Source organism: Flavobacteriales bacterium, assembly GCA_025210295.1.
Taxonomy (GTDB): domain Bacteria; phylum Bacteroidota; class Bacteroidia; order Flavobacteriales_D; family Parvicellaceae; genus S010-51.
The window spans coordinates 1-19,667 of the sequence record JAOASC010000017.1; the positions used below are offsets into that span (position 1 = coordinate 1).

Consider the following 19,667-nt stretch of genomic DNA (forward strand, 5'->3'; position numbering starts at 1 on the left):
TCATGACGAGCTAAACATCCTCCTGTTGTACAACTACTTAAAATATGAATGTCTAAATCTACTCCATTCAAATTCGTCAAGGCAGCTGTTAAATCTGATTGTTGCGTAATCGTAATGGAGTGAATCTTTTCTTTTCCATTTTCAGGTTGTGGCGCACAACTGGTATACGCTGAAATGTTATTTTGACCATCTACAGTAGTCCCATTATAAGGTGTTCCACAAGTAATTGGAATTGGGTTGGAACAATCTCCTGATGGATTACCACCACCTCCACCTGTTGGGGTACAAGTGACGGTTAAGGTATAACTCCCCTCTTCTGTCCCTGTATTTCCGTAACCATCAACTGCGATTAAATATGTTCCTGGTGCTAAATTCGTTGCCGTTGCTGTATGGTCATGACGAGCTAAACATCCTCCTGTTGTACAACTACTTAAAATATGAATGTCTAAATCTACTCCATTCAAATTCGTCAAGGCAGCTGTTAAATCTGATTGTTGTGTAATCGTAATGGAATGAATCTTTTCTTTTCCATTTTCTGGTTGTGGCGCACAACTGGTATACGCTGAAATGTTATTTTGACCATCTACAGTAGTTCCATTATAAGGTGTTCCACAAGTAATTGGAATTGGGTTAGAACAATCTCCTGATGGATTGCCTCCTCCTCCACCTGTTGGGGTACAAGTGACGGTTAAGGTGTATGCTCCCTGTTGAGAACTCGTGCTACCATATCCATCCACAGCGATTAAATAAGTTCCTGGTGCTAAATTTGTTGCGGTTGCAGTATGGTCATGACGAGCTAAACACCCTCCAGCATTACAACTACTTAAAATATGAATATCTAAATCTACTCCATTCAAATTCGTTAAGGCAGCTGTTAAATCTGATTGTTGTGTAATCGTTATCGAATGAATCTTTTCTTTTCCATTTTCGGGTTGTGGTGCACAACTGGTATATGCTGAAATGTTATTTTGACCATCTACAGTAGTTCCATTATAGGGTGTTCCACAAGTAATTGGAATAGGCGTTGAGCAAGTACCTGTAGAACTACTTCCACCACCTGAAGAACAAGGAGCATAAGTTCCTGTCAAAGAAGTAACACCTGAATTTACTGGATCTAGCCAAGGTTTTAAACGTTGGTTATTATTATTTCCTTCTTGATCCCAAGCCTTAAAAATTCTTCCATATAAAGAATACCCTCCAGCAGAACCACAAGTTAAACTTGAAGCTGTAGCTGGTCCAACAACTAATCCATTTTGATTAAATAAAGGAGAACCAGAAGACCCTCCTTCCAAAGCTCCAGAACCATTTGCTGTACTTCCCCAATATACTTTTAGATGCGAATACGCCCAAGCTCCCCCATAACTTGTTTTGGTAGGAGTTGTAGTATAAGTTGCTATTTTTTTCTCATCTCCTTTGGGATGATGGATTCCTACTCCAGAAGACGGAGCGTTACTAGTCCTATTCCAACCAGCATAATAAGCATTAAATGAAGACGGAATTGCTGTGCTTAATTCGGCTAAATAAAAGTCTGCTCCTTTAATTTGATTTGTTGCTGAAGCAGGAGCTGTTCCTAATTGAGAAGAAGCCTTTAAAGTTCCTCCATTCATTGTTTGTGAACGAGCTCCATTATATTGACTGGTATTCCCAGGAGTACAAGTTGGTCTTTGATAATTAAAATACCATACATGACCATTGATATCTGAGTTCGAAGTTGGTTCACCACAATGATTGGCACTTAAAACATAAGGAGTACAATCATTAGCAGTATTATTCATAATAGATGCAGAACACATCGAAGTACTGAACAATCCTGTTCTAAAAGTATAATGAACAACAGCATCTCTTTGGTTAGTCCAACCGTTTATTTCTGGGCAAGCCACATCTACATGACAAGAAAGGTGTGGTCCTCTATTTTGATTCAATGTAGAGTTTCTAAATCCAGCGATTCGTTCTTCCACTCCTCTATAGTAATAAGAAACTCCACTTATGGATATATTGGGTAATTGTGTTTCTCCACTAGGCATGTAATACTCTAGCGTCAGCATTTCCCCTTCAATCATCTCCATTGCATGAAAAACTGGGGTATTTGACGTGTATGCCCCTACATATTGTGTTTGAGACTCATTATATGCATTTAATTTTCCACCTCCTGGAATCACAACAGCTTCTGAAAAATACAAACTTAAAGCTTGTGCATCTCTCATTCTTATTCCCAGTCTCCAGATTTTACTCCCATCAGGAAGTACTGTCCAAGTCCCAGAATTATAGATCGAAAGCGTTACCGGTGTAATGATTCCAACACGATAAGAAAGCCCCTCGCTATCGTTAACAACGTCCTCAGCTACTGCTGTTGCGAGGTCTGGTTTTGCTATTATCTCTATTTGATAACGACCAAAAATACTATCTGCTTGACCTCTTGTTTGAGCATTTACAAATGTATGTGGTCTATCTCCTTCACTTATTTGAGCATAGTTAAATAAACTGGTTATGCTCAAAACCAAAACTAAAGCTAATCTCATGATTTCTTATCTCTATTATAACTTTTCAAAAGTTATGATAAACGCCCCAAAAAACATACAATATAGAACAATATATTCCCCTGACTGATTAAAAGGATTTACACATCGATTTATCGTCAATTACATTCTTCTATACAAGGCTTTGATATCTTCTACTCCAAACTTAGATTCCCAATCTTCTCCAATAGCATGCCTCCACATGAAAGGTAAATTAATCGCCACTTGAGCCATTTCTTCAATTTGTTCTTCTGTCCAATCTTTACTTAAATTTTGAGGCAATGTTACGTTAAAACGTTTTACCATACCTCTAAAATCATTAACTGCATCTCCATAAAACTCATCCAAATGATTAAAGGCTACACAGTTGGCATACCCATGTTTCATTCCTAATACAACAGACAGTCCATAAGACAATGCATGGCAAGCCCCTACTTCACTATACGTCAAGCTTAATCCTCCAAACAAAGAAGCCATCATTAACTTCTCATCATTTTCTGGATTTTGCCCAGCATTTTCACCTAAAAATACTTCTTTACACAATTCGATTGATTGATCTCCATAAGCCTGAGAAAAAACATTATAGTTTATTCCCGATTTGGATTCTATACAATGGATAAAAGTATCCATTCCTGTATAAAACCACTGATCAGATGGTACTGTTGCTGTTAAATCTGGATCTAAAATCACTTGGTTAAATACTGTCCATTCACATTTTAACCCTAATTTTTTCTCTGGCCCAGAAAGCACAGCTGTCATAGAGCATTCAGCACCTGTTCCACTTACAGTAGGAACACCTAAATGATAAATACCTTCTTCTTTCACCAAATTCAGACCTTGATACAATGTTGAAGAACCTTCATTTTTAAACATTAAAGCAGAAGCTTTGGCTATATCCATGATACTCCCCCCTCCAATACCAACGATTCCACTTGGCATTCCATTATTGGCTAACACTTCATCTCTTAAGTCGTCTATTTGTGCTGTTGTAGGTTCTTTTGGATCAACGTCAATAAAGTAAATAACATCTTTTTCTTTCAATGGAATTCTATTTTCTAATTCTTTTCCTTTGAAATAATTATCTACTACAAACACGAAAAAACCATCATTTTCTTTACGAACAGGAGCTATAATTTCATCTAATTGATTAAAACTTCCTCTTCCGTAAACTGTTTTTTCAATGTTTTTAAAATTCTTATGCATATTTTAAAATGATTTAATGCTTTATTGATAAAATATAATAATTGCTATATAGAACTCTTGACTCTATTATCACATGATCTTACCCAACTACTTTTTTGATTGCGGCTACCATTTTCTCTCCAAATGCTTTAACCTCCTCTTCAGTCCAGCTTGATTTGATTCCTAAAGAGATTAATTTACCAATAACTTCCTGAGATTTTGGTAACTCAAGATTTTTATAGTCTTGCGGTGCTCCTAGGTGATGAATAGCCATTTTAAAAGGCATTTTTAACTCTTTGATATGATCCCACTGATTAATAAAATGGAACATATTTGTATACCAATAGTTAAACCCTCCAATACCATCTTCAGCAAACTGCGCCATTACTTTTTGTGCTGTTTCAGTATCTTTCATAAAGAAGTTTAAGAATGTTCCTGAATCTCCTTCTTCATCTAATTTTGCTCTAAAAGAAACACCGTCTATATCAGCTAACAATCCTTTTAAATAAGCTTTACTTCTTCTATTGTTATTTCGAATGGTCTCAATTTTACGCATTTGCGCTAATCCTACCGCTGCATTTAATTCTGAAATACGAAAATTTGTTCCAAGGATTGGGTGCTGTTCCATCCCTCTATTATCTCCTATATGATCGTGTCCATGATCTGATAGTTGATGCATATAATCGTATATTTTTGCATCATCAGTAATACATAATCCACCTTCTCCTGCAGTTGTTATTTTAAAGAAATCAAAACTAAAAGCTCCTGATTTTCCAAATAACCCTACAGATTTCCCTTTATGGAATGCTCCTAGAGCTTGTCCTGCATCCTCAACCAAAGTTAAATTATGTTTTTCAATAACAGGCATCAAAGCATCCATATCTGCTGCTGCTCCACACATGTGTACTAACAATACAGCTTTTGTTTTTTCGGTCACAACTGCTTCAATTCCCTCTGCAGACAAACACAATGTCTCATCTACTTCTGCAAAAACAGGCAAAGCTCCTTGCCATAAAATTGCTTCTACTGTTGCGATATAGGTAAAAGGTGTTACAATCACCTCATCTCCAAATCCAATTCCAGCAGCCGACAAAGCTGTTGTAACAGCAGTAGAACCACTAGAAACCATGTGTGCATGTTTTGCTCCAGTATATTCTTTTGCTAAAGTTTCTAAATCTCTTGCTTTCCACTTTCCATCTCTTAAATGTTCGTGGTTATAACGAAACAAACATCCTGTTTCTAAAACTTCCATTACTTCTTTTCGCTCTTCAGCTCCAAATAAATCAAATCCTGCCATTCTAATATTGTATTATCTAACCTGTACAGAGTACAACGTTTTCTTTATTGTTTTTTTTTGCAAAAGTAAACTTTTAAGCAGGAAATTACCTACTAAAAAGTTAACGTTTTTATTTATTTATTAACTTTACCTGCATGAATATTATTATTACAGGAGCTTCTAGAGGCATTGGATTTGAAACGGCAAAAAAATTAGCAAAAGCGCATAAAGTTTATTGTTTATCGCGAAATATAGAACCTCTTTTAGCTCTTAAAAATGATAATATTATCCCTATTTCATTTGATTTAGTCACTTTTGACCATCACCAATTAGATACAGTTTTTAAAACGGTTGATTCTATTGATGTTATCATCAACAATGCTGGCCTTTTGGTCAATAAACCTTTTATGGAAATCTCTCCTCTTGAGCTGCAAAATATGTACAGCGTGAATGTAATGAGTCCCTATCGTTTGATTCAGTATTTTTTTCCTAAACTAACAAAAACTGCTCATATTGTAAACATAAGTAGTATGGGAGGTGTTCAAGGAAGTGCTAAGTTCCCTGGTTTAAGTGGTTATAGTTCTTCTAAAGGAGCAATGACTATTTTGACTGAATGTTTGGCTGAAGAATTTAAAGAAACTGGTGTTCGAGTAAACTGCTTAGCACTAGGAGCCGTTCAAACTGAAATGCTGGAAGAAGCTTTCCCTGGTTATCAAGCACCTTTTAGCCCAGAAAAAATGGCGAACTATGTTGCTGATTTTGCTATTAATGGTAAAGATTTTTTTAACGGGAAAGTAATGAATGTAGCTGTAAGTACTCCCTAAAGATAATTAGAATAGAGAGGGTAGAAAATAGAGGATAGAAGATAGAAAATAGAAGAGAGAGAAGAGAAGCTAGATGAGCTTTTACTTTACTTCATAGATTGTTTCTATTCTTTTTTCCATAAGGCCTTTATTTCCTTTTACTTTTACCGTGTTTTTCATTTTGATTTTATTCATCCAACCTTTTTGTAAGTCCATATAATAGGTTTGTTTGATTTTTGATTGGTAATTAAACTCTGAAAAACCATTTTCTTTTTCCTCTCCTGTTGACACCAGCAACTTGAATAATAAATCAGTATATTTATTGAGTTCTTTTTTATCGGGAGTCTGGCTAACGGTTATTACACTTTCTTTTTTCTCTTTGTTGATTGATTTCAACTCAATTTTCCCAATTCCCTTTAAATTAAAATCATTTATTGTAGCATAGGTGAATTCGTACGCTTCTTTTTTACCTATTTCGAATTGTAAGCCATATAAATTATGAAACATCGCAAGGTCATCCATAAAAAGCGTATGAATATTATCCCCTTTTAATAACTCATTAACCATACTACTATCAATTGCTATACTATTTACTCTTATTATTTCTTTGAAATATAACCTGACGCTTTCTTTAAGCCTCTCAGTGTTTAATATAGAATCAAAAACACCATATTCATCCACACGATAGATAACTTCAACATCTGTCGTTTTAGTTATTGAGATGGCGTTTATATTTGGTAAATAATCAGAATATATTAAACTCATTGTATAAAAACCATCCAAAGTATCCAATACTTTTAACCTCACTTGATATTCATTCAACTTTGATTTCTTAGGCTTTGCTTTACCATTTTTAAAAACGGTTTCTGTTCGTGTACATTTATAAGTTCTATGGTCGCCATGTTCCCAATACGTATAAGCTGTAACTTTATTAGCTCCAATTAAGTTATACAGCTCCTGAGCGTTACCAACTACAGCAATAAATAACAAAACGACTATTAATACCTTTACTCTCATCCCTTACATAAAAGTAATTAAAGCAATAGCTAAAACAGAACTTACAATCCCTATCCAGTTTGACCTTGACAAGGTCTCTTTATAAAAGACAATTCCTATTATTGCAGACAACACCACAACTCCCATACTAACAATAGGAAACACAACGCTTGGGTGTAATCCTGAGCTATCTAATGCCTTAAAGAAATAAATCAATGAACCATAATTCGGAATCCCTAAAACAATTCCTCCAACAATATTTTTATACGAGAATTTTATTTTTTCTCTAAAACTTCTCCCTATTAATATCATTACTCCACAGAGGGCAGCCATCATAAACAACACAGAAAAGAAAGCCGGTGACTCTCCATTTCCTATTGAGTTTTTCTGTGCATAATTAAATACCGAATCTGCTATTCCTTGCCCAACAAAAACTAACAATATCAACCATACATACTGCTTATTGAAAGTCAATTTCCCATTCTTTGTGGATGACAGGTAAATCCCTAATATAGCCAAAATAAAAGCTACAACTGTCCAGATTGTAATGTTAGCATTGGGATAAATAGCCAGAGCTATGGCTACAGGTATCACTAAAGACATTTTGTTGGCTACAGTAGTGATCGCTATACCGACTTTTTGCGTACCAGTGGCATATAAGTTAAATACTATAATAAATAAACTCCCCACAATCATCGCGTGAAATAACCATGGTGCATTCCAGACATACTCAAATGTTATTGTTTGAGTACTATTGAGTACTCCCAAGGTTCCTGCGGTAAGGTAATTAACAATCAACGCTTGTAGATTATCTACATGGTAGCGGTTAAAGAATTTAAATATTATTATTAAAACATTAAACAATAATATTGTAATGAATAGATTGATCATTGTATATAGCTACAGTTGATTAAGAATGATTATTAACGATTGTAATTTGATCTTTTCCATAAGAGGTGTTCTCAAACTCTTCAATGGTTAATTGAGGAGCTTTTACCCCTTCATTGAAAAAGGTATTCCCTGTGTAAATTCGGGCTTCATCCCATTTATTTTCTTTAATAAATTGTTGTAAGGTATAGGCTCCCCCTTCTACTAAAACAGACTGAATATCCTGTTGATACAACCAATCTAAAATAGCATCTAAAGCTTTACTAAAATCTATTTTCACATACTTGATGTGCCCTTCCTCCTTATCAACTACTTCATTAAATACAACTGTTTTTGCATCTGAATTAAACACGTTGTATTCTAATGGCAATTCGACGTTTCTATCTATGACCAAACGCAAAGGATTTCTACCTAGAATCGTTCGAACAGTTAACTTTGGGTTATCGTTTAATATAGTATTTTTCCCAACTAGAATAGCCATTTCTTGACATCTCCATGTATCTGTTAATTGTTTAGTTTGAGGTCTCGTTATCCAATTTATTTGGGGCACTTCTCCTTTTCTTTTAATATCGACATACCCATCTAAGGTTTGTGCCCACTTTAAAACGACATAAGGTCTCTTTTTCTCATGAAAAGTAAAGAATCTCTTATTCAACTCTAAGGCCTCTTGTTCAAGTACTCCTACTGTTACATCTACTCCTGATTTTTTTAACTTTTCGATTCCTTTACCAGCTACCTCTGCAAAAGGATCGACACAACCAATTACCACTTTTCGAATCCCTTTTTCAACAATTAAATTACTACATGGTGGTGTTTTTCCAAAATGAGCACATGGCTCCAATGACACATATAAAGTGGCTGTCTTAAATAATTCAGGATTTTTAACTTGCTTGATCGCATTGACTTCAGCATGCGCCTCTCCATACCTTAAATGATAGCCTTCAGCAATAACTTTTCCTTGATTTACGATAACGCATCCCACCATAGGATTAGGAGCTACAGATTTTAACCCTTTTTGAGCTAAATCTATACAGCGTTGCATGTAAATTTCATCCTGACTCTTCATATAAAAAACAAAAATACAAATTAATCTTTTGGTTAATTAAAATAAATCGTCTTCTAATTGTCATTTACGACTTTTACATTCTTGTTTTATTAAGAATATAACCTAACTTTATCTTCTTAATTACAAGCTACTTTCTAAATAACTATCGATATGGAATTTAATAATAAGAAATTAGAAAAGACTTCTAAACTAATTAATTATGTCATCGCTATTCTCTTGTGCGGGTTCCTAATTTCCCTTTCTAATAAACTGATTGACGATGTTGACCAATGGGAAGAAATGCCAACTGTTGAGCAATTTGAAAATCATACTTTTATCGATGAAAAGAATGATGAGATCAAAAAAGTAAACACCAAAATACAGCATAAACAAGAGAAACGTTTAAACATTCAGAATACTCTAAAAATTGTCAATAATAATTATGCTAATGCTAAACGTTCTTATGACAATTGGTTAGAAGCTCGAAAAACTGTGGGTTCTCCTAATGAAGATAAAGAGGTACTTTCAAGAGCAAATGAATTGGATGAGTACTATAAAACTCAACAAGAATGGAGGGAAGAACTCATGATCATTAATGGTGAAATCAAAGAACTTGATCAAGAAAAGAGTGAAATAGAGGTGCTTATCTACCAAGAAAATGAAAGAGCTTACCAAGAACGGGAAAAAGCAATAAGAAAATACGATTTAAAAGTATTCCTCATTCGTTTACTTTTTATCCTACCTATTTTATTACTAGGAATTTATTTTATCATTAAATTTCGTAAACACAAGTACTGGCCGTTATTTTTAGGATATGTTCTCTTCTCTTTTTATGCATTTTTCTTCGGATTGGTACCTTACCTCCCTAGTTATGGAGGGTATATAAGATATACAGTTGGTATCATCCTCAGTATTTTATTTGGTGTATACGCCATCAATAAGATCAAAGCTTTTATTGAACAAAAGAAAAAAGAACTTAAAGTATCCACGACTGAACGTGCTAAAAAAGTACAAACTGAAACTGCTGAAAAGGCACTAGACAACCACATGTGTCCATCATGTGGTAAAGACTTTATCGTTAAGAAATGGGATAAATCTGTGAGCAATAAAGATAAAACCAGCACCTATGGGGTCGTCACCAATTTTTGTCGATTTTGTGGACTTGAATTGTTTAACAAATGTAATAACTGCGGGTCTGAAAACTTTGCTCATTTACCTTTTTGCTCCAATTGTGGAGACCCAATCAATGAGGAGAAAGCACACTAAAATGTCTTTTAAAATCCATTTTTTTATTTTTTACTCGATAACTTTAAGCAACTTCAGTACCTTTACAAGACTTTTGAATTAGTTTAAAGTTCTTTTTATCATTGGAATAACAATTCCAAACATTATCACAAGATCTGTGATTGATAAAAACTAATAAATATTAATGCATGAAATATATTATTGCTATCGATCAAGGAACAACAAGTTGTAGGGCTATCTTATTTGATCAAAACGGAGAAGTTGTTGGAGTTGAGCAAGAAGAATTTACTCAAATATTCCCAAAATCTGGATGGGTAGAACACAATCCTAATGAAATATTATCGACACAACTAAAAGTATTGACTTCTCTAATAGAGCACAACAGCATTTCACCTGAGACTATTGACTCTATTGGGATTACCAATCAAAGAGAGACTGTTGTAGCGTGGAATAAAACTACTGGTGAACCTATATATAATGCCATTGTTTGGCAAGATAAGCGAACGGCTGCTTTCTGCGAAGAACTTAAAACTGCTGGATATCAAGATTATTTTAAACAAACAACTGGTTTGTTTATCGATTCTTATTTTTCTGGAACAAAAATTCATTGGCTATTAAAAAACTGTGAAAGCTCTGAAGCTTTATTAAGACAAAATCATCTTATTGTAGGAACTATTGATACTTGGTTAATTTGGAATCTAACCAATGCTGAAGTACATGCTACAGACTATTCTAATGCTTCAAGAACATTGCTTTTTGATATCAACACATTGGATTGGGATCAAAAAGCTTTGGATTTAATGGAAATTCCTAAATCTATTTTACCACAAGTAAAAAATAGCTCAGATAATTTTGGATTTTGGGAGTACAAAGGAGTTAAAATCCCTATTAGAGGCGTAATTGGAGACCAACAAGGTGCGCTTTTTGGACAAGGTTGTTTTGAAGTTGGTGATGCTAAAAATACTTATGGTACAGGTTGTTTTATGTTGATGAATACTGGGAGCACTCAAAAAGTTAGTCAACATGGTTTAATCAATACTATTGCATGGGGAATAGACGGCAAAATCGAATATGCTTTAGAAGGAAGTATTTTTATTGCTGGAGCAGCTGTTCAATGGTTAAGAGATGGTATCAAAATCATAGAATCTTCTTCGGAAACTGAAGTCTTGGCCAACTCTATTGAGGATGATAGTGATGTTGTAGTTGTTCCTGCATTTGCTGGTTTAGGTGCACCATATTGGGATATGTACGCCAGAGGAGCTATATTTGGTTTGACAAGAGATACTGGAATTCCAGAACTGGCTAAGGCTACACTTGAATCACTTGCTTTTCAAAGTAAAGATGTTTTAAAAGCAATGGAAAAAGATGCTGGAGTTGAACTTAAAACACTAAATGTTGATGGTGGAGCTACTGCAAACAATTACCTCATGCAATTTCAAGCTGATATTCTCAACACCCCAGTTGTAAGACCTAAGACTATCGAATCTACGGCATTAGGCGCTGCCTATATGGCTGGTTTACACACAGGTTTTTGGAAGATGGAGGACTTGAAAAAAATGAAACAAATAGATCAAACGTTTACTCAAAAAATGGATCCTCTTAAAGTTGAAAAGAAATATTCTTTATGGCAGAAAGCTGTAAAACGTTCTATGAATTGGATTGAGAATTGATAGCGGTAATGATATAATGATGTAATGAGGTAATTGAGAAATAATAGCGCCTTTGATGCTCTTGTTCTCAATCAATGATAAAAAAACACATCGCAAACTAAATAAATGGAAGGATTAAAACATTATAAATTTAACTACGCCAAACGAGAAGAAGTCAAAACAACTTTGAAAAACAAAACGTTTGATGTAGTTGTTATTGGAGGCGGTATAACTGGTGCTGGGATTGCTTTAGATGCAGCGAGTCGTGGATTAAGTGTTGCAGTAGTCGAAAAACAGGATTATGCTGCTGGAACGAGCAGTCGATCAACTAAACTAATTCACGGAGGTTTGCGTTACCTTAAACAACTGGAGGTTAAATTAGTTAGTGATGTCGGAAAGGAAAGAGCGATCGCTTATAAGAACGCACCTCATTTAGTGGTTCCAGAAAAAATGTTGCTTCCACTGGTAAAAGGAGGAAGTTTAGGAAAATTCTCTACCAATATCGCACTTTGGTTTTATGATAGGCTTGCAGGCGTAAAAGGTAAGGATAGGAGAAAAATGCTTTCTAAAGCGCAAACTTTAGAAAAAGAACCGCTTTTGAGAGATGATATTTTACTCGCTGGTGGATACTATGCTGAATACCGAACAGATGATGCAAGGTTGACGCTTGAGATTTTAAAAACGGCTTACTCATACGGGGCCTTATCACTCAACTATTGTGAAGCTACTGCATTAACTTATGAAAATGAAAAGACGAATGGTATTGTCTGCCAAGATTTAATCCACAATGAACAATTTGAGTTAAAAGCTAAGAAAGTTGTCAATGCCGCTGGTCCATGGTGTGATCTTATTCGTAAAAAAGATAACTCTTTAAAGGGTAAACGTCTGCACTTAACTAAAGGGGTGCATTTGGTATTTCCTAAAGAAAAATTCCCTCTACAACAAAGTGTTTACTTTGATGTTCCTGGAGGTCGAATGATTTTTGCAATTCCACGATTAGGAGTTACTTATGTAGGTACTACTGACACCAATTACAGTGACCAATTAGAAGAACCTAATGTTACTATTGAGGATGTTGATTATTTATTAAAATCAATTAATAATCTCTTTCCTAAGCTTGACCTAACAGTTAATGACATTGTTTCTTCATGGTCGGGGCTACGACCGTTAATCCACGAAGACGGAAAGTCACCATCTGAACTTTCAAGAAAAGATGAAGTTTTTATTTCAGACTCTGGACTGATTACTATTACTGGAGGAAAATTAACTGGTTATCGACTAATGGCTAAAAAAATAGTTGATCTAGTTAGCAAGGAAATAGGAGCTAAAAACCCTTGTAAAACAGATACCATAGTGATTAATGGGGGCGAATTTAAAAACCCAGACGAAGTCTATCAATACATTAACAATGTTAAAACCAAACTGAGGACAGCAAAAATTCCTGAACTTAAAGCTGAATACTTAGTCAGAAATTACGGAAAACAAACCGAAATTATATTAGATAACTTCTTTTCTAAAAAAAGAAAGCACCTGATTGAATCTGAGATATGGTTTGCTTTAAATTACGAGGGGATTTGTACTTTAGAAGATTTCTTTAATCGTCGAACGGGTAAATTAAACTTTGATCCAACTAATGTTTTAAATGAAGTGGAACATATTTTGCCTATTGCAAAAACCTACTTTAATTGGAATGAAGACGAAGCTGAAAAACAATTAAAAGCACTAAAAAATAAGTTAGCACTAAAAACTGACTTCGTATAACGTCAAGTTGTTACTATTTTTTTCGAAATAATGGAGCACGACGTTAAAGCTTATTAAAAATGAAAGAGCAGTCTAGACTTTCAAGGTTAACCTCTATCGTAACACAGTTACAATCTAAACGAATAGTAACAGCAACAATGCTTGCTCAGAAGTACAATGTTAGTGTTCGAACAATTTATAGAGATATTCGTGCGATTGAAGAATCAGGAGTTCCAATTATTACCGAAGAAGGCAAAGGATATTCTCTAATGGAAGGCTATCGACTCCCTCCTATCATGTTTACAGAAGAAGAAGCAAATGCTTTAATCACTGCTGAACAGTTGATACGAAAGAACAAGGATCAATCATTGGTTGACCATTATCAAAATGCCATCACAAAAATTAAAGCTGTTCTTAAACACTCCCAAAAAGAAAGTGCAGATTTATTGACCAATCGTGTTTCTTTTAGAGCTAATCTCCAAGCTGAAAGTACCAGTCATTATTTAATGACACTACAAAACGCCATTACTCAATTTCATTTAATAGCATTAGAATACCTTTCGTTAAAACAGGAACATTCTTCAAGAATAGTAGAACCTTTTGCATTATACAGTACACAAGAAAACTGGCTACTTATTGCCTTTTGTCGTTTACGTAAAAGTTTTAGAGTCTTCCGAATTGATTTAATTCAAAGGTTAACCGTAATGGATCAACATTTTGAGCCTCACAATATGACGATTCAAGAATATTATGAAAAGGAGTATAAAAAATTCTACCCTACCCCTGACACACCCTTGTCAAAACATGAAAGTAGCTTTGTAGCAAACTTAAAAAATAAAACTATGAAGAAACGACAAATTGAAGCATTCCACATTGTTGGAATCTGGGTAAAAACAACCAATCAAAACAATCAAGCTAAAAAAGATATTGGTGAACTATGGCAAAAATTTATGAGTGCTAACTTATCTGAAACACTCCCTAATATTCAAGACCCGACAATTTATGCCGTCTACACAGAATATGAAGGAGATCATACTCAACCTTACACAACTATTTTAGGTTATAGGGTACATTCCCTAGATCATATTCCTGATGGAATGAAAGCTGCTACAATAGAAAAAGGAAGCTACTATCAATTTACCGCCCAAGGTGATTTAACCAAAAACGCCGTGGTCGATGTTTGGAATAAAATATGGGAAGAAGACTTAAACAGAACGTACACTACAGACTTTGAAGTTTATGGAGAAAAAGCCGCAGACCCTACTAATGGAGAAGCTGACATCTATATTGCAACTCAATCATAACAATAAAGAAAAGGGCTATTCAATTAGCCCTTTCTTTTGGCTATCCACTTGATAAAAAAGACAATATCCCATTATTTCAAATCAGATTACAGAAGAATCATTACCTTTGCACAACTTTTTTAATTCACTTTATAAAAAGAGAAAGTACTATGACAATGAAATTTTACAAATTGCTTTTAATTTATCGTTTACAAATTGGGCTCGCTTTATTGGCTCTTTCTGGTGTACTAGCGTATATTAAAAGCTGGGAATGGTTTTGGACGGCAATTATATTAGCTGTAGTAGCAATTGTTTCCCATTTTATTTTTGGTCCATTGCGTTTAATCCAAGAAGCGATTCAAAATAATGACATGGCATTGGCACAGAAATACATGAAAACGGTTTATTTCCCTCAACTATTATTAAAGCCAATTCGACAAGGTTTTTATATGTTAAAATCTAATATGGCAATGACCAATCAAGATTTTAAAAGTGCTGAGGACTACATGCGAAAAAGTATGAAGAGCAAAAGTAAGCTAGTTGGTGAGGAAAGTGAGGGTGCTTCGCATTTACAAATGGGAATGATAGCCTTACAAAATGGAAAAAGAGCGGAAGCAAGAAAAAATTTAAGATTAGCTTTAGAAAAAGGATTACCAGATAAAGATACTAAAGCAGCTGCTTTGATTCAGTTATCGAGTATTGAAATTCAATCTAGAAACATTAATATGGCTAGAAACTATTTCAAAAAAGCGAAACAATTGAATCCTCAAAGTCCAGAAATTAAAGCTCAAATTGCTCAAATGGACAAATATATTCACAGAGCGGGAACACGCTAAACTTTAAAAAAATTCATTTAAAGAGGGGCTATTTGTAAATAATTACATGGCCCCTTTTTTCATATCGTTTTCGCTGATGGTCTCTGTATTTAATTTGCCATACGTACGCATCATCCTGAACGGGCTTTCCATTTATTAATCCATCCCATCCGACAGAAGACTCATTTCCCTCATAAATAATACTTCCCCACCTGTTAAAAATATAAAATTGATACTCTTCTAACCCAAATGTAACTGGCTTGAAGAAATCATTATTCCCATCTCCATTTGGAGTAAAAGAATTAGGCACGTATAATAGATCATTAGGCTCTACATAAACCGTTTTCGTAATTGTATCATCGCATCCATAAGTATTCACCACTGTTTGCTGTATTGGAATAGTTCCCATTCCATTAATGCTATAAATTGGATTTTCTTCATTTAGGGTATTCCCCTCAACCACATAATACAGGCTCGAAATGTCTCCTGAAGAAAGATCAGTTATTTCTACTTCGGGAAAGAATATATTAGTGGCCTCTGGAGTCACACTAAAGTCTGCTCTTGGCCTTGGGTAAACAGTTATTGCGGCTGGCTTACTTAACGTTAATGTCTCCAAACATCCCTCATTTGTTGTTAAGCTAAACGTAACATCATAAATTCCGTCAACTTCATAGATATAAGTGGGTTCATGTTCGGTTGAAGTCACTCCATTTCCAAAATCCCAAAAATAATCGACATCTCCCCATGCAACCGATTCATCAATAAAATCGACTGTCAGTGGCATACAACCAACTGTATCCGACAAACTAAAATTAATCACAGGAGATGGAAAAACCTTTGCTGTATCTGTAGCAGTTGCTGTACAGCCTTCATCAACGACTGTTGCAGTAACTAGGTAATAACCTTCAGTGTTGTAATTAATATTTGTAGGATGTTCAGAAATACTTGTTGTAGGAGAAGATGGTCCTCCAAAATCCCAACTAAAACTAGCTCCACTCGTATAATTTCCAGACAATATAAAATCAAAAGAATTAGTGGTAATACATTGAGGGTTTAAATTTGTAGAAAAAGTAGGGTTAATCGGTTCTTTCACCTTGAAGATCCCTTCTACAGTATCTGAACAATGGGCATTATACGCTATTAAAGTAACTGGATAACTTCCATTTTCTGGGTAAGTATAACTGGGGTTCGTCAATGTTGAATGATCATTAGGGTTCGTCACATCTCCAAAATCCCATAAATAACTACTAGAATTAGTACTCGTATTATTCGCTATTGCCTCAAGTCCGTCACAATTATCCACATCTAAAAATGAAGCAACAGGCTCTTGTACGACTTCTATTTCTATCGTTGTATCTTTAATACATCCTTCATCTTCTATTGTCACTGTCACATGATGATGCCCACTAAATTGGTACTCCACCCCTAAAACATTTTCAGTTGCGTTATTAACAACATTGGTTGGACTACCAAAATACCAATCAAAAGTTGCTCCCGTTGTATAATTACCAGATAAATTAAAATCAAAAGAGTTTCCCATTAAACACTGTATGGGATCATTAGTAACCACCAAAGGGTTCATCGGCGCCTTTACTTTGTGTGTAGTATAAGCTGTATCAACACAATTGGCATTACTCGCTATGAGCATCACATCATAGATACCATTAGCCGGATAAGTGTATGATGGCCCTAATAACAATGAAGTATCTCCCAATGTTGTCAAGTCACCAAAATTCCAAAAGTAAGAAGTGGCATTTAAACTATTATTGACTGTATTTGCTGTTAAGCCATCGCAATTATCAACTGGATCAATGAGTGCTTCTGGCATTTGATACACTTCTAATTGCTGTGTAAAATCTCTAAAACACCCCCGATCATTAACCGAAGCTGTTACTGTATATACTCCATCATTACTATAGGCAATATCCTGTGGCGTTTGACTAGTTGAAGTCGTTGGTGAAGTTGTTCCACCAAAATGCCAACTAAAACTTGCTGTGGGAGTAAAGTTTCCGTTTATCGCAAAATCAAAAGAATTTCCTTCTAAACACTGATTAGTAACATTATCGATATTTCCTTGTATTGGGTATTGAACCATATAAGTAGCTGTAGAAGTATCTGCGCAAGGCCATCCTGGATTTGCGATTAATGTGACTTCATACATTCCTGTATCAGGATAGGTATAAACGGGTTCTTCAAGAATTGAAGTATCATTTAAAATCGAGTTTACACCAAAATCCCAATGATAAAAAGATCCATTAGTACTGTTATTTTGAAATTCCATTGTATAACCATCACAAAGTACCGTTTGATCTGGAACAGCGGAGATGATTGTAGAAGAACAAGAGACTACAGTAAATTGAAAGTCTCTCAATGTTGTATTAATCAGTTGACCGTTTCGATATTCTTTAACACAAATCCCTACGACATATACCCCATTGGAAGTTGGTGTACAGATTAACTCTCCTGTATTAGGGTTTATTTGTAAATTCTGTATACCATTTATTTGATTATTGACTCCATATCCTGGAGCCCATGAAATATTGGTATAAGGCCCTCCATTAGGTGGTTGAGGCATTGGAGAAAGGCTACTTGCACCATGATAAGGCGTGCACATTTCATAGACCAAAACATCTCCATCAGCGTCTATTGCTGAATGATCAAAAACAAAATTATCTCCATTACACAACACCAATGGCGGAACATTTAAAAAGCGTGCTCCATAATTATCAACTGCTAAAGCTGGATCTGGGATATGAGAAATATAAGTACTTCCCATATCTTCGGGAGTAACAATATTTTGAATAATATTATTTCTACAACAACGTTGATAAACTAAATCCAGTCCTCCAGAGGGAACTGAAAGTGTGACCACAGCTTGATAGATAGCCTCTTCAGTACAAATGACTGGAGGGACTTGTAAACAAGGATTCGTGACCACAATTGGTAAGTTGGTAATCGTTGGATTAGCAATTTGCACTTCTGTTACCAAACCTCCGCTTGAATTAAAAACGCCTACAGAAGCAGGATCATCAAAAGCTGCAACACCATTGATACAATCTCTATATACTTTTAAGGTAATTCGGTATTGATTATTCCCTAATGCCTGATAAGACAACTCCCCTCCCACAATATGTGTTGCATACACCTTTGCAGTAAGTAAAATAAAGAGTAGATATATAAAAAGTCTTTTTAGCATTTTTCGACAAAAAACAGGTTTTAAACAAACTTAGTGCCAATCTTTTCTAGGATTCATTAGTTAAAATTACAACGTTTTTCTTACTTAACAGTTGCTTTTTTATAACTTAATATTTTTTAACTTATTTAACGGTTTGTTATTGCTACTTTTGTGCATTAAGTTTGTTGTTTTAGAATCAAAAACTATATGTACGCATTATATTTAAAAGAATTAAGATCGTTTCTTAATTCATTAATAGGATACCTCACTATTTTAATTTTTATTGTCTCCGTTGGTATATGGATGTGGATTTTTCCTGGAGGAGGAAATGTTTTAGACATGGGAGAAGCTTCACTAAGAGTATTGTTTTCTAATGCTCCTATTGTTTTCTTATTCCTTATCCCTGCTATTACTATGCGTTCTTTAGCTGAAGAAAACAGAACGGGAACGATTGAACTCCTGTTAACCAAACCTATTTCTGACTTATCGATTATTCTAGCCAAATATTTTGCAAGTGTTACCTTGGTCTTCCTTGCTTTACTTCCAACTCTTATTTACTATTATTCTGTAGTTGAATTGGGAGAACCAAGAGGAAATATTGATCACGCAGGAACATTGGGCGCTTATTTTGGGCTCTTTTTATTGGGAGCCGTTTTTGTTTCTATTGGCATTTTTGCTTCATCATTAACTCAAAATCAAGTGGTTTCATTCCTTATAGCTATGTTGTTATGCTTTATTTTTTATATCGGATTCCAATTTATGGCTGTAACATTAGAAGCTCCTTTTGACCTCTTTTTTATTAATTTAAGTATTCAAGAACATTATCTGGGTATGCAACGTGGTGTGATTGATAGTCGAGACTTAATCTACTATATCAGTGTTATTGCACTTTTTATTGTATTAACCCGTACTGTAATGCAAAGTAGAAAGTGGTAGTGATAAGTTAATGATGTAATGAAGAATAAAGTTGAATTGATAGAGAACATTAAGTGCAGAACTAAAAAGTTTACTGTTGATATCATAGCTTTCCGTGCTTCTTGAAAGTCTTGTAAAG

The 19,667-nt window shown here is 34.8% G+C and carries 14 protein-coding genes and 1 pseudogene; 8 read left to right on the plus strand and 7 right to left on the minus strand.

The features are described from left to right. From N4A35_05145 to N4A35_05155, 3 genes are all read right to left on the minus strand, one after another. Window positions 1–2,519 (minus strand): hypothetical protein (locus tag N4A35_05145; protein MCT4580786.1); only part of this gene is annotated, 2,519 nt, incomplete at its 3' end. Window positions 2,520–2,639: 120 nt separating this feature from the next. After that, on the minus strand, window positions 2,640–3,719 hold the full coding sequence (locus tag N4A35_05150; GenBank protein MCT4580787.1) for an iron-containing alcohol dehydrogenase family protein: 1,080 nt from the start codon (window positions 3,717–3,719) through the stop codon (window positions 2,640–2,642). Between the two features lie 79 nt (window positions 3,720–3,798). After that, window positions 3,799–4,995, minus strand: a complete 1,197-nt coding sequence (locus N4A35_05155; GenBank protein ID MCT4580788.1) for a DegT/DnrJ/EryC1/StrS family aminotransferase — start codon at window positions 4,993–4,995, stop codon at window positions 3,799–3,801. Window positions 4,996–5,129: 134 nt separating this feature from the next. On the opposite strand from N4A35_05155, the gene N4A35_05160 reads away from it, so the two are divergent. Beyond that, window positions 5,130–5,798, plus strand: a complete 669-nt coding sequence (locus N4A35_05160; GenBank protein MCT4580789.1) for an SDR family oxidoreductase — start codon at window positions 5,130–5,132, stop codon at window positions 5,796–5,798. A gap of 81 nt (window positions 5,799–5,879) precedes the next feature. Here N4A35_05160 and N4A35_05165 read toward each other — a convergent pair whose 3' ends face one another. From N4A35_05165 to ribD, 3 genes are read right to left on the minus strand one after another with little or no spacing between them, the layout of a single operon-like run. Continuing rightward, window positions 5,880–6,794: a hypothetical protein gene (locus N4A35_05165; GenBank protein MCT4580790.1), complete on the minus strand. Its 915-nt coding sequence runs from the start codon at window positions 6,792–6,794 to the stop codon at window positions 5,880–5,882. 3 nt (window positions 6,795–6,797) lie between these two features. Continuing rightward, window positions 6,798–7,664: an EamA/RhaT family transporter gene (locus N4A35_05170; protein ID MCT4580791.1), complete on the minus strand. Its 867-nt coding sequence runs from the start codon at window positions 7,662–7,664 to the stop codon at window positions 6,798–6,800. A gap of 19 nt (window positions 7,665–7,683) precedes the next feature. Beyond that, window positions 7,684–8,727, minus strand: coding sequence for a bifunctional diaminohydroxyphosphoribosylaminopyrimidine deaminase/5-amino-6-(5-phosphoribosylamino)uracil reductase RibD (ribD, locus tag N4A35_05175; protein ID MCT4580792.1), 1,044 nt, complete (start codon window positions 8,725–8,727; stop codon window positions 7,684–7,686). Between the two features lie 150 nt (window positions 8,728–8,877). On the opposite strand from ribD, the gene N4A35_05180 reads away from it, so the two are divergent. The 6 genes and pseudogenes from N4A35_05180 to N4A35_05205 all read left to right on the plus strand — a co-directional run bounded on the left by N4A35_05180 (window position 8,878) and on the right by N4A35_05205 (window position 15,459). Continuing rightward, a complete protein-coding gene (locus N4A35_05180) occupies window positions 8,878–9,972 on the plus strand; it encodes a hypothetical protein (GenBank protein MCT4580793.1) in 1,095 nt (364 codons plus the stop codon). A 167-nt stretch (window positions 9,973–10,139) separates the two neighbouring features. Beyond that, window positions 10,140–11,621, plus strand: a complete 1,482-nt coding sequence (glpK, locus tag N4A35_05185; GenBank protein MCT4580794.1) for a glycerol kinase GlpK — start codon at window positions 10,140–10,142, stop codon at window positions 11,619–11,621. A 105-nt stretch (window positions 11,622–11,726) separates the two neighbouring features. Beyond that, window positions 11,727–13,361, plus strand: a complete 1,635-nt coding sequence (locus N4A35_05190; GenBank protein MCT4580795.1) for a glycerol-3-phosphate dehydrogenase/oxidase — start codon at window positions 11,727–11,729, stop codon at window positions 13,359–13,361. A gap of 59 nt (window positions 13,362–13,420) precedes the next feature. After that, window positions 13,421–14,140 (plus strand): annotated as a pseudogene (locus tag N4A35_05195) (YafY family transcriptional regulator). Between the two features lie 42 nt (window positions 14,141–14,182). Further along, window positions 14,183–14,644 (plus strand): GyrI-like domain-containing protein, encoded by a 462-nt coding sequence (locus tag N4A35_05200; GenBank protein ID MCT4580796.1) that lies wholly within the window; start codon window positions 14,183–14,185, stop codon window positions 14,642–14,644. Window positions 14,645–14,799: 155 nt separating this feature from the next. Further along, a complete protein-coding gene (locus tag N4A35_05205; protein ID MCT4580797.1) occupies window positions 14,800–15,459 on the plus strand; it encodes a hypothetical protein in 660 nt (219 codons plus the stop codon). 28 nt (window positions 15,460–15,487) lie between these two features. Here the strand turns inward: N4A35_05205 and N4A35_05210 are convergent, their stop codons facing one another. Beyond that, window positions 15,488–18,634, minus strand: coding sequence for a PKD domain-containing protein (locus tag N4A35_05210; protein ID MCT4580798.1), 3,147 nt, complete (start codon window positions 18,632–18,634; stop codon window positions 15,488–15,490). A 186-nt stretch (window positions 18,635–18,820) separates the two neighbouring features. Here N4A35_05210 and gldF point away from each other — a divergent pair, with 186 nt between their 5' ends. Further along, complete coding sequence (gldF, locus tag N4A35_05215; GenBank protein MCT4580799.1) at window positions 18,821–19,549, plus strand: gliding motility-associated ABC transporter permease subunit GldF; 729 nt, start codon at window positions 18,821–18,823, stop codon at window positions 19,547–19,549. Window positions 19,550–19,667 lie beyond the last annotated feature (118 nt).